Origin of the sequence: Streptomyces sp. NPDC014870, from assembly GCF_043081505.1 — a bacterium.
Taxonomy (GTDB): Bacteria; Actinomycetota; Actinomycetes; order Streptomycetales; family Streptomycetaceae; genus Streptomyces.
Genome location: NZ_JBIBWQ010000007.1, coordinates 480,851 through 495,173, shown reverse-complemented (window position 1 = coordinate 495,173; position 14,323 = coordinate 480,851). Strand labels below are relative to the sequence as shown.

Genomic DNA, 14,323 nt, shown 5'->3' with positions numbered 1-14,323 from the left:
GACCGTCGTGACGACAACCGCGGTGGCGGCTTCCGTCGTGACGACCGCCGTGACGACAACCGTGGCGGCGGGTTCCGCCGTGACGACCGCCGTGACGAGCGTCCGCGCGACGACCGTCGGGACGACAACCGTGGCGGTGGCTACCGCGGGCGGGACGACCGTCGGGACGACCGGCCCCGTGGGCCGCGGCGTGACGACAACCGTGGCGGCGGGTTCCGTCGCGACGACCGGCGTGACGACAGCCGGGGCGGCGGTTACCGCGGGCGGGACGACAACCGTGGCGGCCAGGGGCGGCGTGACGACCGTGAGCGGTCCGACCGGGCGCCGATCAAGCGGCTGCCGATCCCGCCGGAGGTCACCGGTGACGAGATCGACGACGATGTGCGCCAGGAGCTCATGAGCCTGCCCAAGGGGCTCGCCGAGGACGTCGCTCGTAACCTCGTCATGGTCGCCGACCTGATCGACGAGGACCCGGAGCAGGCGTACGCGTACTCGCGCATCGCGCTGCGGCTGGCCTCGCGCGTCGCCGCCGTCCGTGAGGCCGCCGGTTTCGCCGCGTACGCCACGCAGAAGTACTCCGAGGCGCTGGCCGAGTTCCGGGCCGCGCGGCGGATGACCGGTGGTGTCGAGCTGTGGCCCGTGATGGCCGACTGCGAGCGCGGCATGGGCCGGCCCGAGCGAGCGCTGGCCATGGCCGGTGAGCCCGAGGTGCAGAAGCTGGACAAGGCCGGTCAGGTCGAGATGCGGCTCGTCGCCGCCGGCGCCCGTCGTGACATGGGGCAGCTGGACGCCGCCATCGTGACGCTGCAGAGCCCCGAGCTCGCCTCCACCGCCGTGCACCCGTGGACCGCGCGCCTGCGGTACGCCTACGCCGACGCGCTGCTCGCGGCCGAGCGGGAGACCGAGGCGCGGGAGTGGTTCGCCAAGGCGCTCGAGGCGGACAAGGACGGGGCCACGGACGCCTCCGACCGTCTCGCCGAGCTCGACGGCGTCGAGTTCGTGGACGCCATCGACGAGATCGACGACGAGGACGCGGCCGAGGACAGGACCGAGGACGGCGAGCGCTCCGCGAGCGCCGAGGCCGACGACGCCGCCGCCGAGGTCGAGGCCGACGCGACCGACGAGGAGCAGCCGGGCGACCGGGGCTGACGGTGTGACGAAAGGGCGGTACCCCCTCGGGGGTACCGCCCTTTCGCATGTCGTCGGCCGACTGTCCTCAGTCGAGCGCCAGGCTTCTGAGCACCAGGCCCGTGGCAGGCTTCGGGCCGAACGACGTCGACTTGCGGGGCATGGTGACGCCCTGCTGTGCCAGGTCCCGTACGACGTCCTCCCGTACCGGGTGCATGAGGACCGCCGTACCGCCGCGGCGTTCCGCCTGGGCCACGGCTGCCTCGGTGTCGTGGATGTAGCTGATGTCCTCGGGGGCGTCAGGGATGTGCCAGAGGTGGTCGAGGAGCGTGGCGTGCAGGACCGTGGCGTCCAGGGTGCGCCAGGCCTCGGGGCGGTCCTCGGGGACGGTACGGGAGAGAAGAGCCGGTGCCGGCCGGTCCACGAGGTGGAACGTGCCGTCGCCGGCGAAGAGGAAGGCGTTGCCGTCCGCCGCGGCGGACGCGAGCGACGCCATGGCTTCCGGCAGCGCGGTGTCGTCGAGCCGGCGGATCCGGAAGTCGTCGCCGAGCGCCGCCAGGGCGTCCGCGACGGGGAGCCGGTGGAGCAGGCGGTGGATGGCGCGGACGCGGAGGGGGTAGCGGGCCGTGTCGATGAGCAGGACGAGGCCGTAGTTCCAGGGCCCGGGTTGGGCGTGCTCCTCGCGGAGGCGGAGGTATGTCGCCCAGCGGTGGTGGCCGTCGGCGATGAGCGCCTGGTGCTCGGCCAGACCGGCGGAGACCGCCGCGAGTTCGGCCGGGTCCGTGATCGCCCAGAGGCGGTGGCTGAAGCCGTCCTCGGTGGTCGTGGCGAGGAGGGGGGCCCGCTGGACGGTGCGTTCGATGACGTCGGCCGGGCCGTCGACACCGCCTCGGTAGGTGAGGAGGAGCGGTTCGAGGTTGGCGGCCGTGGTCCGCATCAGGGCGGCCCGGTCCTCGACGACGTGCGGCATGACGTCCTCGTGGGGGAGGACGATGCCCTCGGCCGGGGTGGTGAGCTCCAGGGCGCCGATGATGCCGCGCTGGAGGATGTCGCCGCTGCTCTGCTCGTACACGTAGAGCGCGGGCTCGGGGTCAGGGGCGAGGACGCCGTCCGCGAGCCAGCGGTCGAGGGTGACGGCGGCCTTGCGGTGGCGGGTGCCCGGGCTGATGGCCTGGGGCAGGATCAGTCGGACGATGTTGTGGGGGTCGGCGGACTCCAGATGGTGGAGTCCGTCGGGCCGGACGACGACGTCGTACGGGGGTGAGGTCACGGCGGCCAGGCTGCCGACCCGCTCGGGGACGTATCGGAGTCCCCGGAACGGGACCAGGTGCAGACCGTCGTCGGCCGCAGGACCTCTGGTGTTCATTGAGCAATCGTAAGTGCGCGGTGGCAATGAGCGATGATCGGGGGAGCGGGGACGGCCGACAGGTGAGGAGTACGTGGTGGGTATGGGTGACGGTGGCCAGGACGGGCGGCTCGTCAGGACGGTGCCCGGTGGCAGTGCGGTCGCGCTGAGCGAGGCCTACGACACGGCGCTCCTCGACCTCGACGGGGTCGTGTACGCGGGTGGCGAGGCCATCGCGCACGCGGTCGACGCGCTGGCGGTGGCCCGGGCCGGTGGGATGCACCTCGCGTACGTGACCAACAACGCCCTCCGGACGCCGGAGACGGTGGCCGCGCACCTCACCGAGCTGGGGGTGCCTGCCGAGGCGGGGGACGTCATCACCTCGGCGCAGGCCGTGGCGCGGCTCATCGCCGACGACGTGCCGGCCGGTTCGCCGGTGCTCGTCGTCGGCGGGGAGGGGCTTCGGGTGGCGCTGCGCGAGCGGGGCCTCGAGCCGGTGGAGTCGGCGGACGTGCCGGGCCTTGCGGCGGTGGTCCAGGGGTACGGGGGGCCCGACATGCCGTGGGCCCGGTTCGCGGAGGCGGGCTACGCAGTGGCGCGGGGTGTGCCGTGGTACGCGTCCAACACCGATCTGACGATTCCCGGCGCGCGGGGGATCGGGCCGGGGAACGGGGCCGCGGTGGAGGTCGTACGGATCGCCACGGGCGGTGTCGTGGAGCCGAAGGTCGCGGGGAAGCCGCTGCCGCCGATGCACCGGGAGACCGTGCTGCGGACCGGCGCACGGCGGCCGTTGGTGGTGGGGGACCGGCTGGACACCGACATCGAGGGCGCGTTCAACGGAGGCGTGGACTCGCTTCTGGTGTTCACCGGCGTGACGGATGTGCCGCAGCTGCTCGCGGCGGTGCCGGAGCACCGGCCGACGTACGTCGCGGCGGATCTGCGGGGGCTCCTGGTGGGCCAGCCGGAGGTCGTGGAGACGGGTGGGGCGTTCCTGTGCGGGGGGTGGCGGGCGTCCGCGAGCGGAGGCGCGCTGCTGCTGGAGCGTGTTGAGGATGCCGAGGGTGTCGAGGGCGGGGAGACCGGCGCGCTCGACGTCATGGAAGGGGTGCGGGCGCTCTGCGGGGCGGCGTGGTCGGAGGCCGGGACCGGGGCCTGTGGGCTGGACGCGGGGAAGGCGCTGGAGCGGTTGGGGATCTGACGGTCCCCCCGCTGACGGGCGGGTCTCCCGGATCCCTCCCGCCCGTCGGGCGGGGGTGCCGAGGACTGTGCGGTCCGTGGGGGTCGTGCGGGCCGTGAGGTCGGCGGGGAGCTTGGGGCCGTCGGGACTGGGGAAAGGTAGGGTAGGTTAGCCTAACCTCGTGTTGGTCGAGAGTTCCTCCCGAGCGAGCGCGGAGGCTACGAAATCCCCCCAGGCGACGGGCCGCAGGCATTCCTTGCGGGCGTTGGGCCTTGTCGTGGGTGTCGTGGTGCTGCTGCTGGTCTGTGTCCTGAGCATCATGATCGGTGCCAAGCCCGTGCCCCTGGGCGATGTGTGGCACGGGCTGTTCCAGAACACCGGTACCGGCAACGACATCATCATCCGTGACCTCCGCGTCCCCCGGACCGTCCTCGGGCTGCTCGTCGGCGTCGCGCTCGGGCTCTCCGGGGCCGTCATGCAGGGCCTCACCCGTAACCCGCTCGCCGAACCCGGGCTGCTCGGTGTGAACGCCGGCGCGGCGGCGGCCGTCGTGTCCGCGATCGCGTTCCTCGGGATCACCGACGTCGACGCCTACGTCTGGTTCGCGTTCCTCGGCGCCGCCGTCGTCTCCGTCGTCGTGTACGTCCTCGGCGGCAGCCGCAGCGCCACGCCCGTGCGCCTGGCGCTGGCCGGAACCGCCGCCACCGCCGCGCTCTACGGCTATGTCAACGCCGTCCAGCTCCTGAACTCCGCCGCGCTCGACCGGCTCCGCTTCTGGACCGTCGGCTCGCTCGCCTCCGCCGACATGGACACCGTGCGGCGCGTCGCGCCCTTCATCCTCGTCGGGGTCGTCCTCGCCCTGCTGATCTCCCGGCCGCTCAACGCCATGGAGATGGGCGACGACACCGCCCGCGCCCTCGGCGCGAACCTGAACCGCACCCGGATCCTCGCGATGGTCGCCGTCACGCTCATGTGCGGCGCGGCGACCGCGGCCTGCGGGCCCATCGTGTTCCTCGGTCTCATGGTCCCGTACCTCGTCCGCGCCGTGACAGGACCGGACATGCGCTGGATCCTCCCGTACGCGGCCGTTCTCGCGCCCGCCCTGCTCCTCGGCTCGGACGTGATCGGCCGGCTCGTGGCCCGCCCCTCCGAGCTCCAGGTCGGCATCGTCACCGCGCTCGTCGGTGGACCCGTCTTCATCCACCTCGTACGCCGCAAGAGGATGGCCCAGCTGTGAACTCGATACGGACCGGCGGCGGGTTCTCCGTACGGTACGAGCCCCGCGCCGCGCTCTCGGTGCTCCTGCTGCTCGTGGTCACCCTCGCGGCCGGGGTCGTCCTCATCGGGAGCGGGGACTTCCCGATCGCCCCGGGCGATGTCCTCGCCACGCTCCTCGGCGACGGCACGCCCGTGCAGGAGATCGCCGTGATGGAACTGCGGCTGCCGCGCGTCCTGGTCGCCGTCTTCGTCGGCGCGGCGCTCGGCATCGGCGGCGCCGTCTTCCAGTCGATCTCCCGCAACCCCCTCGGCAGCCCCGACGTCATCGGTTTCGGCCAGGGCGCCACCGTGGGCGCGCTCGGCGTCATCGTCCTCTTCCAGGGCAGCGCCATGGCGGCCGCGGGCGGCGCCGTCGTCGGCGGTATGGTCACCGGCGCCGTGATCTACCTCCTCGCCTGGAAGCGCGGGATCCACGGCTACCGGCTCGTGCTCGTCGGTATCGGCGCGGCCGCGATGCTCACCGCCGTCATCCACTACCTGATCACCAAGGCCAACCTGGTCGACGCCACCCGCGCGACGGTCTGGATGACCGGCTCGCTGGAAGGGCGGGACTGGGCGCAGTTCTGGCCGCTGCTCGCCGTCTGCTGCGTCCTGATCCCGCTGGTCCTCGGGCACGGGCGGGCGCTGCGGATGCTGGAGATGGGCGACGACTCCGCGTACGCCCTCGGGGTCCGGGTCGAGCGGACCCGGATCGTGCTGATGTCCTCGGCCGTCGTGCTCGTCGCCGTGGCGACCGCCGCCGCCGGGCCCATCGTCTTCGTCTCCCTGAGCGCCCCGCAGCTGGCCCGGCGGCTGACCCGCGTGCCGGGCCCGAACCTCGCCGCCTCCGCGCTCATGGGCTCGGCGCTGCTGCTGGTCGCCGACTGGACTGCTACCAACGCCTTCGGCGACCGGCAGCTGCCGGTGGGCGTCGTCACCGGAGTGCTCGGCGGCTGCTATCTGCTGTGGCTGCTCGTCACGGAGCGGAAGGCGGGGCGGATATGACGCCCCCGGAGCGCCTGACGGATGCGCAGGACGACTCGTACGACACGAACCTCAGGAGCACCTCCATGGACCGTCAGGCCCAGCGGCTCAGCGCCGAGTCCGTCACCCTCGCCTACGACCAGCGGGTCATCGCCCGCGAGCTGTCCGTGGCGATCCCCGACCACTCGTTCACGGTCATCGTCGGACCCAACGCGTGCGGCAAGTCGACGCTCCTGCGCGCCCTCTCCCGGATGCTCAAGCCCTCTCAGGGCCGGGTGCTCCTCGACGGGCAGAGTATCCACTCCATGCCGGCCAAGAAGGTCGCCAGGACGCTCGGTCTGCTGCCGCAGTCCTCGATCGCCCCCGACGGCATCACGGTCGCCGACCTGGTGGCCAGGGGCCGCTACCCGCACCAGGGGCTGCTGCGTCAGTGGTCGCCCGAGGACGAGCGGATCGTGCAGGAGTCGATGGAGTCGACGGGCGTCGCGGAGCTCGCCGAGCGGTACGTCGACGAACTCTCCGGCGGCCAGCGCCAGCGGGTGTGGATCGCGATGGCGCTGGCCCAGCAGACCCCGCTGCTGCTTCTCGACGAGCCCACGACCTTCCTCGACATCCAGCACCAGATCGATGTCCTCGACCTGTGCGCCGAGCTGCACGAGACCCAGGGCCGGACGCTCGTCGCCGTGCTGCACGACCTCAACCACGCGGCCCGGTACGCCACGCACCTGATCGCCTGCCGGGACGGCGAGGTCGTCGCGGAGGGCCCGCCCGCCGAGGTCGTCACGGCCGAGCTCGTCGAGCGGGTCTTCGGAGTGCGCTGTCAGGTCATCGAGGACCCGGAGACGGGGACGCCGCTGGTCGTGCCCGCGGGGCGCAAGGCGCGGGCGAAGGACCGGCCGGCGGGGCGGTCCACGCCTTCCGCGCCGTCCACTCCGTCCGCGCCGTCCACCCAGTCCGCGCGCTCCGCGCTACAGAAGTGAGCGCAGTTTCAGCAGGTCGCGGAAGCCGGCCTCCAGCCTGACCCGGCCGGAGGCCCAGGCCTTCGCGAAGTTCAGCTCGCCGTCCACCATCGCCACCAGGTCGTCGCCCGTCATCGCCAGGCGGATCTGCGCCTTGGCGGGCGGCGGGCCAGCCACCGTGTCCTGGACCGCGATCCGGCCCTCCGCGAGGCGGCCGGTGAACGTCGTGTCCAGGTCCGTGATGTGGCAGCTCAGGCTGCGGTCGAGCGCGGCGGCGCTGCGGACCTCGCCGTCGGCGCGCGTCAGATTGTCCGAAAGTCTGTCGAGTGCGCTGCGGCACTCCTCGATCGTGGCCATCGCCGTCGACCGTACCCCAGGGCTTCGCGATAGCGTCGGGTGCATGAGCGACGTGACGGACGCAGAGCCGGAGGTGGACACGGCGGCGACGGCCGAGTCCCCGGGCGGAGAAGGGCCGGAGGCGGGGACGGGCGACGACATGGGGTTCGAGCCCGTCGGGCCCGCGCCGCTCGGCGTCGAGCGCGTTCCCACCGGGCGGCCCGGCGTGGACGCCCTCCTGGACCGGCTCTCCGACGCCGACCGCCTCCCGGCGGACGGACACCTGGAGGTGTACGAGGATGTACACCGTGGACTGCGCGACGAACTGACCTCGCTCGACGCCGTCCGCTCCGGACCTACCCCCGGTTTCGGACCGACCCCTGGTTCAGGACCGGCCCCCGGTCCCGGACCGACCCCGCCGACATCGTCATCGTCGTACGACCCCAGGAGCTGAACCCAACGTGGCAGGAGTGGCACGCCGCCGTCTGGACGCCGAGCTGGTACGCCGGAAGCTCGCCCGCTCGCGCGAGCACGCCAGCCAGCTGATCGCGGCGGGGCGGGTGAGCGTCGGCAAGACGGTCGCGACGAAGCCCGCCACCCAGGTCGAGACCGCCGCCGCCATCGTCGTGTCCCAGGACGACGCCGACCCCGACTACGTCTCGCGCGGCGGCCACAAGCTGGCCGGTGCCTTCGCCGCCTTCGTACCGAAGGGGCTGACGGTCGAGGGACGGCGGGCCCTGGACGCGGGCGCCTCGACCGGCGGGTTCACGGACGTCCTGCTGCGGGCGGGCGCGGCGCACGTCGTCGCCGTCGACGTCGGCTACGGCCAGCTCGCCTGGTCCCTGCAGAGCGACGAGCGGGTCACCGTCAAGGACCGCACGAACGTACGCGAGCTGACCCTCGAGGCGATCGACGACACCCCCGTCGACCTCGTCGTCGGCGACCTCTCCTTCATCCCGCTCGGCCTCGTCCTGCCCGCCCTGGTGCGCTGCACCGCGCCCGACGCGGACCTCGTGCTCATGGTCAAGCCGCAGTTCGAGGTCGGCAAGGAACGCCTCGGCACGGGAGGCGTGGTGCGCAGCACGCAGCTGCGAGGCGACGCGGTGAAGAACGTGGCCCGCCAGGCCGGCGAGCTCGGACTCGGCGTCATGGGCGTGACCGCCAGCCCGCTGCCAGGCCCCTCCGGCAACGTCGAGTACTTTCTGTGGCTGCGGGCAGGGGCGCCCGCGCTGGATCCGGCGGATGTCGACCGCGCCGTGGCGGAGGGACCTCGTTGAGCTCAACGACCGCACCACCTGGTACTGGTACAGGTACGGACACCCGTACCGTCTTCCTGCTCGCGCACACCGGCCGCCCGGCCGCCGTGCGCAGCGCCGAACTCGTCGTCCTCGGGCTGCTGCGCAGCGGGATCGGCGTACGCGTCCTGGAGGCGGAGGCGGCCGACCTGCCGCTGCCGCCGTCCGTGGAGACCGTGCCCGAGGCCTGCGTCGAGGCACTGGAGGGCTGCGAGCTGCTCGTCGTCCTCGGCGGCGACGGGACGCTGCTGCGCGGCTCCGAGTTCTCCCGGGCGTCCGGCGTGCCGATGCTCGGCGTCAACCTGGGCCGGGTCGGCTTCCTCGCGGAGGCCGAGCGCGACGACCTCGACAAGGTCGTCGACCGGGTCGTGACGCGGGCGTACGAGGTCGAGGAGCGCATGACCCTCGACGTCGTCGTCTACGAGAACGGTGACGTGCTGCACCGGGACTGGGCGCTGAACGAGGCGGCCGTGCAGAAGGTCTCCCCGGAACGGATGCTGGAGGTCGTGCTCGCGATCGACGGCAGGCCGGTCACCGGCTTCGGCTGCGACGGCGTGATCTGCGCGACCCCGACCGGGTCGACGGCGTACGCCTTCTCGGCCGGCGGGCCGGTGATCTGGCCCGAGGTCGAGGCGCTGCTCATGGTGCCGATCGGCGCGCACGCCCTGTTCGCCAAGCCGCTCGTGACCACGCCGGAGTCGGTGCTCGCGGTGGAGGTCGAGCCGCACACCCCGCACGGCGTCCTCTGGTGCGACGGCCGCCGGACGGTGGAACTCCCGGCGGGTGCGCGGGTCGAGGTCCGGCGCGGCGAGGTGCCGGTACGGCTCGCCCGGCTGCACCACGCCTCGTTCACGGACCGGCTGGTCGCGAAGTTCGCGCTGCCGGTGTCGGGGTGGCGGGGCGCGCCGCACTAGGGCCTGTCCGGCGGATCAGGGCCGGACAGGCCCTAGATGACTGAGTCCGATGTCTTCAGTGGTCGTAGGCGATCAGTGATCGTTTGATCGGGGCGCCGGTGGTCCAGTTGTGCCAGATGCCGGCGGCGAGGGCGAGGAGTCGTTGTCCGGTGCGGGCGAAGACGCCGACCGGGGTTCTGCCGCCGTGCTGTTCGAGGCTGAGCTGGCCTTTGAGGGTGTCGATGACGGCTTCGATCCACTGCCGGACACGGGCGATCTTGCCGTGGCGGGCCGGTTCGTCCTTGCGGTCCGGCCGCACGAGGTGGGCTCCGAGGCGCTCGCTGACGAAGGTCTCGAACTCCTTCCCGGCGAAGCCTTTGTCGGCGAGGATCACCTGGCCCTGGCGGACGAGGTGGTGGTCGCGTTCCAGCAGGGCGGCCATCACCTCGCGTTCGCCGATCTTGGGGTTGGCCAGGCACCAGGTGACGGGCATGCCCTCGGCGGTGGTGACGAGGTAGAGGCGGAAGCCCCAGAAGAAGCGGGAGTGGCTGCGGCAGTAGCCGTAGCCGCAGTGCCCGGCGAGGTCGGAGCGTTTGACGGTCTCGCGGGAGGCCGCGCAGGGCAGCGGGGTGGAGTCGATCAGCCGCAGGTCGTCGTTCCATGTGGGCACCTGCCGGGCCAGCGCCCCGATCACGTGGCTGACCAGCGGTCCGGCGGCGTTGAGGCGCTTGTTGTAGGCGGACTGCTGGGGCAGGTAGCGGAACAGGTGCCCCAGCCGGGCGTGGGCGAAGCGGATCCAGTGCCGGGCCGAGGGAAAGCCCAGCAGGACCTGGGCCACGGCCAGGCACAGCAGTTCGGCGTCCGTGAGTTTCGGAGGTCGCCCGATCCGGCGACGAGGGGCCACATGGTCGTCGATGAACACGTACAGTGCCGCCAGAAGGGCGTCCAGGTTTGTCTTCACACACTGACCAACGGGCGCCCTTCGCCATGGTCGCGACCAGCACAGACATCGGACTCATTCATCTAGGCCGGCACGGCCGGGATCCGTACCCACCCCCACGGGTGACAGCCGCCCGTCCGACCTGCGGGTTCGCCCACTTCCGGCAGGGGCCGTCGCACAGGTGGGGCCGGACCTCGTAAGGTCTTCCCCGTGTTGGAGGAGATGCGGATACGGTCGCTCGGGGTCATCGACGACGCGGTTGTCGAGCTGTCGCCCGGTTTCACCGCGGTGACCGGCGAGACCGGTGCGGGCAAGACGATGGTCGTGACGAGCCTGGGGCTGCTGCTCGGCGGGCGCGCCGACCCCGCCCTGGTGCGGATCGGTGCCGGTTCGGCCGTCGTCGAGGGGCGGATCACGCTGCCCGAGGGCGCGGGCGTCGCCGCGCGCGCCGAGGAGGCGGGCGCCGAGCTGGACGACGGCGCGCTGCTCGTCAGCCGCACGATCTCCGCCGAGGGCCGCTCGCGCGCGCATCTCGGCGGGCGTTCGGTGCCGGTGGGACTGCTCGCCGAACTCGCCGACGAACTCGTCGCCGTGCACGGCCAGACCGACCAGCAGGGGCTGCTCAAGCCCGCCCGGCAGCGCGGCGCGCTCGACCGGTACGCGGGCGAGGCCGTCGCCGTACCGCTGGCCGCCTACGCGGAGGCGTACCGGCGGCTGCGGGCCGTCGTCGCCGAACTGGACGAGATCACCACCCGGGCGCGGGAGCGGGCCCAGGAGGCCGACCTGCTGCGCTTCGGGCTCGGCGAGATCGAGGCCGTCGAGCCGCTGGCCGGTGAGGACGTCGAGCTGGCCGCCGAAGCGGAGCGGCTCGGGCATGCCGAGGCTCTCGCCTCCGCCGCCGCGCTCGCGCACGCGGCCCTGGCGGGCCAGCCCGAGGACCCGGAGGCCGTCGACGCGACGACCCTGGTCGCGGGTGCGGGGCGCGCTCTGGAGGCCGTACGGTCGCACGACCCGGCGCTCGCCGCGCTCGCGGACCGGATGGGCGAGATCTCGATCCTGCTCGCCGACGTGGCCGGGGAACTGGCCGGGTACGCCGACAACCTGGACGCGGACCCGCTCCGGCTCGCGGCCGTGGAGGAGCGGCGCGCGGCACTGACGCAGCTCACCCGGAAGTACGGCGCGGACATCGCGGCCGTCCTTGCGTGGGCGCAGGAGAGCGCGGCCCGGCTCACCGAGCTGGAGGGCGACGACGACCGGATCGGGGAGCTGACCGCCGAGCGGGACGCGCTGCGGTCCGAGCTGTCCGTCCTGGCGCAGGCGCTCACCGACGCGCGCACGGAGGCGGCGGCGCGGTTCGCCGAGGCCGTGACCGCCGAACTGGCCTCGCTCGCCATGCCCCACGCGCGTGTGTCCTTCGCGATCAGCCAGACCGAGGACCCGGACGGGGTCGAGGTCGGCGGCCGCCGGGTCGCGTACGCGCCGTCCGGCGCCGACGAGGTCGAGCTGCTGCTCGCCCCGCACCCGGGCGCGCCGCCGAGGCCGATCGCGAAGGGCGCGTCCGGAGGCGAGCTGTCCCGGGTGATGCTTGCGGTCGAGGTCGTCTTCGCGGGCACGGACCCGGTGCCGACGTACCTCTTCGACGAGGTCGACGCGGGCGTCGGCGGCAAGGCGGCCGTGGAGATCGGCCGGCGTCTGGCGAAGCTCGCCAAGTCCGCGCAGGTCGTCGTGGTCACCCACCTGCCGCAGGTGGCGGCCTTCGCCGACCGGCAGCTGCTGGTCGAGAAGACCAACGACGGCTCCGTGACGCGGTCCGGCGTCACCGTCCTGGAGGGCGAGGACCGCGTGCGCGAGCTGTCGCGGATGCTGGCGGGCCAGGAGGACTCGGAAACGGCGCGCGCGCACGCGGAGGAACTCCTCGCGACGGCGCGGGCGGACGGCTGACGGGCCTCTGGCTCACGGGGTGCGGCTGACGGTCCCGCCTGCGCCCTCCTGGGGGCGCTCGCCGGGGCCGTGAGGGCGGTGCCTACGCTGGGGCGCATGAGTGGGAAGTGGGGCAGGGCCGGAGCGTTCGTCGTCGCCGCAGGGCTCGGGCGGGCCGCGTACGTGGCTCTGCGGGGGCGCGGCGGTGCGCGGTGGCGGCGCGAGAACCACGCCGGGCGGAGCGTCGACCTGTGGGCCGGGCCCGCCACCACCGTCGGGGCCGCCGGAGCCGCTGTGGCGGCCGGGAGCGCGCCTGCCGCCTTCGCCGTGCTCGCCGCCGGGGCCTGCGGGGCGTACGACGACTGGAAGGGCGACCACCGTCGGGGCTTCCGGGCGCACCTCGGCGCCCTGCGCGACGGCGAGGTCACCAGCGGGGCCGTGAAGCTCATCGGGATCGGAGCGGCCGGGCTCGCCGCCGGGGCGCTGCTGAAGGAACGGCCCGTCGACAAGGTCCTGGCGGGTGTCGTGATCGCGGGCACCGCGCATTTCGTCAACCTCGTGGACGTCGCCCCGGGGCGCGCCGCGTTGACGGTCCTCGGGCTCGGCGCGCCCGGGCTGCTGCGCGGGACGCTCGCCGCCGCGCCGATGGGCGCCGCGGCCGCCGTCCTCGCCGACGACCTCGGTGAGCGGACCATGCTCGGCGACACGGGCGCGCACGCGCTCGGCGCCGCCGTCGGCAGTGCGATCGCCGCCGGGAACGGCCGGTTCGGACTCGCCGTCCACGCGGCGGGACTTGTCGCGGCGGCGGTGTACGGAGACAAGGTCAGCGACCTCGCACGTTCACCCGTGTGAGTGAAAGTGCGCGGCGAATCCAGGCCTTGGACACGGTCACCGCGCGGCCACGACAAGGCGACGACAAGGCGACGACACGGCCATGACGGGGCTTCGGTGCCGGAACGTGCGTGCGGGCTGGCATCCTTGGGGCCGTGACACAGCTCCGTACGGTCCAAGTGCTGGGCGGCGGCAGCGCGGGCAGCAGCGCTCACGTCCGATCACTTGCCTCGGGGCTGGTGGCGAGAGGCGTGCGGGTGACCGTGTGCGCCCCGCCCGAACTCGACCGCGCCTACGACTTCATCGGTGCCGGCGCGCACTTCGTGCCCGTACCGCGCCGCAACGACCCCGCGACGGTCGCGCAGCTCCGTAACGCGTGTATCGGCGCGGACGTGGTGCACGCGCACGGCCTGCACGCCTCGGTACGGGCGACGCTCGCCCTGTCGGGCACGGTGCGGGGCCCCGCGCTCGTGACGACGTGGCACACCCGCAACCATGTGGACGGGGCGCGGGGCGGTCTGCTGCGGCTCCTGGAGCGCAGGACGGCGCGGGCGGCGGCCGTCGTCCTCGGCACCTCGTCGGAGCTGGTCGACCGGGCGCGCAGGCGCGGGGCGCGGGACGCGCGGCTGGCGCCGGTGACGGTGCCCGCGTCCCGTGCGCCGGTGTGCCTGCACGACGGCAAGGCGCGGGCGGAACTGGGCGCGGTGGACCGGCCGTTGCTGATGGCGGTCGGGGCGCTGGTGCCGGAGCGAGGGTACGGGTTGCTGCTGGACGCGGCGCGCGAGTGGCGGGATCTGGATCCGCAGCCGTTGCTGGTGATCGCGGGGGAGGGGCGGGAGCGGGCCGACCTGCAGCGGCGGATCGAGGCGGAGGGGCTCGCGGTCCGGCTGATCGGCCGCAGGGACGATGTGGCGGAGCTGCTGGCGGCGGCGGACGTGGCGGTGCTCCCGTCGCGCTGGGAGGCCCGCTCCCTGCTGGCGCAGGAGGCCCTGAGGCTCGGTGTGCCGCTGGTCGCGACGGCGGTGGGCGGGGTGCCGGAACTGGTCGGGGACGCGGCGGAGTTGGTCCCGTGGGGCGACGCGGCGGCGCTGGCGGGGGCGGTGCGGGAGCTGCTGGAGGACACGGACCGGCGGATGGACCTGGCGGCGGCGGGGCGGGTGCAGGCGCGGACGTGGCCCACGGAGGACGAGACGATCGCGCATGTGCTGAGCGTGTACGACGAGTTGTCGCTGCGGCGCTGAGAGGGGAGGGGCGAGGG

14 protein-coding genes are annotated in these 14,323 nt (G+C 73.5%); 11 read left to right on the top strand and 3 right to left on the bottom strand.

Features of this window, described 5'->3' with window-relative positions; genetic code table 11:
* Positions 1–381 precede the first annotated feature (381 nt).
* A complete protein-coding gene (locus ACF09C_RS22595) occupies positions 382–1,149 on the top strand; it encodes a hypothetical protein (RefSeq protein WP_392093704.1) in 768 nt (255 codons plus the stop codon).
* 67 nt (positions 1,150–1,216) lie between these two features.
* Here ACF09C_RS22595 and ACF09C_RS22590 read toward each other — a convergent pair whose 3' ends face one another.
* Complete coding sequence (locus ACF09C_RS22590; RefSeq protein ID WP_392093658.1) at positions 1,217–2,494, bottom strand: DUF1015 domain-containing protein; 1,278 nt, start codon at positions 2,492–2,494, stop codon at positions 1,217–1,219.
* An 82-nt stretch (positions 2,495–2,576) separates the two neighbouring features.
* Here ACF09C_RS22590 and ACF09C_RS22585 point away from each other — a divergent pair, with 82 nt between their 5' ends.
* The 4 genes from ACF09C_RS22585 to ACF09C_RS22570 all read left to right on the top strand — a co-directional run bounded on the left by ACF09C_RS22585 (position 2,577) and on the right by ACF09C_RS22570 (position 6,871).
* Entirely contained in the window at positions 2,577–3,671 is a 1,095-nt protein-coding gene (locus ACF09C_RS22585) for an HAD hydrolase-like protein (protein WP_392093702.1), read from the top strand.
* 256 nt (positions 3,672–3,927) lie between these two features.
* Complete coding sequence (locus ACF09C_RS22580) at positions 3,928–4,887, top strand: FecCD family ABC transporter permease (RefSeq protein ID WP_392093700.1); 960 nt, start codon at positions 3,928–3,930, stop codon at positions 4,885–4,887.
* A complete protein-coding gene (locus tag ACF09C_RS22575; protein WP_392093657.1) occupies positions 4,884–5,912 on the top strand; it encodes a FecCD family ABC transporter permease in 1,029 nt (342 codons plus the stop codon). Before ACF09C_RS22580 ends, ACF09C_RS22575 begins: the two co-directional genes overlap by 4 nt.
* A gap of 65 nt (positions 5,913–5,977) precedes the next feature.
* The gene (locus tag ACF09C_RS22570) at positions 5,978–6,871 is read left to right on the top strand and encodes an ABC transporter ATP-binding protein (RefSeq protein WP_392093655.1); all 894 of its coding nucleotides are present in this window, start codon (positions 5,978–5,980) and stop codon (positions 6,869–6,871) included.
* On the opposite strand, the gene ACF09C_RS22565 is transcribed toward ACF09C_RS22570, so the two are convergent.
* Positions 6,860–7,207, bottom strand: a complete 348-nt coding sequence (locus tag ACF09C_RS22565) for an SCP2 sterol-binding domain-containing protein (RefSeq protein WP_392093654.1) — start codon at positions 7,205–7,207, stop codon at positions 6,860–6,862. The genes ACF09C_RS22570 and ACF09C_RS22565 overlap by 12 nt on opposite strands.
* Before the next feature lie 43 nt (positions 7,208–7,250).
* On the opposite strand from ACF09C_RS22565, the gene ACF09C_RS22560 reads away from it, so the two are divergent.
* The 3 genes from ACF09C_RS22560 to ACF09C_RS22550 are packed head-to-tail and all read left to right on the top strand — an operon-like array spanning position 7,251 to position 9,395.
* Positions 7,251–7,640, top strand: coding sequence for a hypothetical protein (locus ACF09C_RS22560; RefSeq protein ID WP_392093653.1), 390 nt, complete (start codon positions 7,251–7,253; stop codon positions 7,638–7,640).
* Positions 7,641–7,647: 7 nt separating this feature from the next.
* Positions 7,648–8,463: a TlyA family RNA methyltransferase gene (locus tag ACF09C_RS22555; RefSeq protein WP_392093651.1), complete on the top strand. Its 816-nt coding sequence runs from the start codon at positions 7,648–7,650 to the stop codon at positions 8,461–8,463.
* The gene (locus ACF09C_RS22550; protein WP_392093649.1) at positions 8,460–9,395 is read left to right on the top strand and encodes an NAD kinase; all 936 of its coding nucleotides are present in this window, start codon (positions 8,460–8,462) and stop codon (positions 9,393–9,395) included. Before ACF09C_RS22555 ends, ACF09C_RS22550 begins: the two co-directional genes overlap by 4 nt.
* Before the next feature lie 55 nt (positions 9,396–9,450).
* Here the strand turns inward: ACF09C_RS22550 and ACF09C_RS22545 are convergent, their stop codons facing one another.
* Positions 9,451–10,335 (bottom strand): IS982 family transposase, encoded by an 885-nt coding sequence (locus ACF09C_RS22545; protein ID WP_392093647.1) that lies wholly within the window; start codon positions 10,333–10,335, stop codon positions 9,451–9,453.
* Between the two features lie 201 nt (positions 10,336–10,536).
* On the opposite strand from ACF09C_RS22545, the gene recN reads away from it, so the two are divergent.
* The 3 genes from recN to ACF09C_RS22530 all read left to right on the top strand — a co-directional run bounded on the left by recN (position 10,537) and on the right by ACF09C_RS22530 (position 14,306).
* Positions 10,537–12,255: a DNA repair protein RecN gene (gene recN, locus ACF09C_RS22540; protein ID WP_392093698.1), complete on the top strand. Its 1,719-nt coding sequence runs from the start codon at positions 10,537–10,539 to the stop codon at positions 12,253–12,255.
* A gap of 96 nt (positions 12,256–12,351) precedes the next feature.
* The gene (locus ACF09C_RS22535; protein WP_392093645.1) at positions 12,352–13,086 is read left to right on the top strand and encodes a hypothetical protein; all 735 of its coding nucleotides are present in this window, start codon (positions 12,352–12,354) and stop codon (positions 13,084–13,086) included.
* Positions 13,087–13,220: 134 nt separating this feature from the next.
* The gene (locus ACF09C_RS22530; protein WP_392093644.1) at positions 13,221–14,306 is read left to right on the top strand and encodes a glycosyltransferase family 4 protein; all 1,086 of its coding nucleotides are present in this window, start codon (positions 13,221–13,223) and stop codon (positions 14,304–14,306) included.
* Positions 14,307–14,323 lie beyond the last annotated feature (17 nt).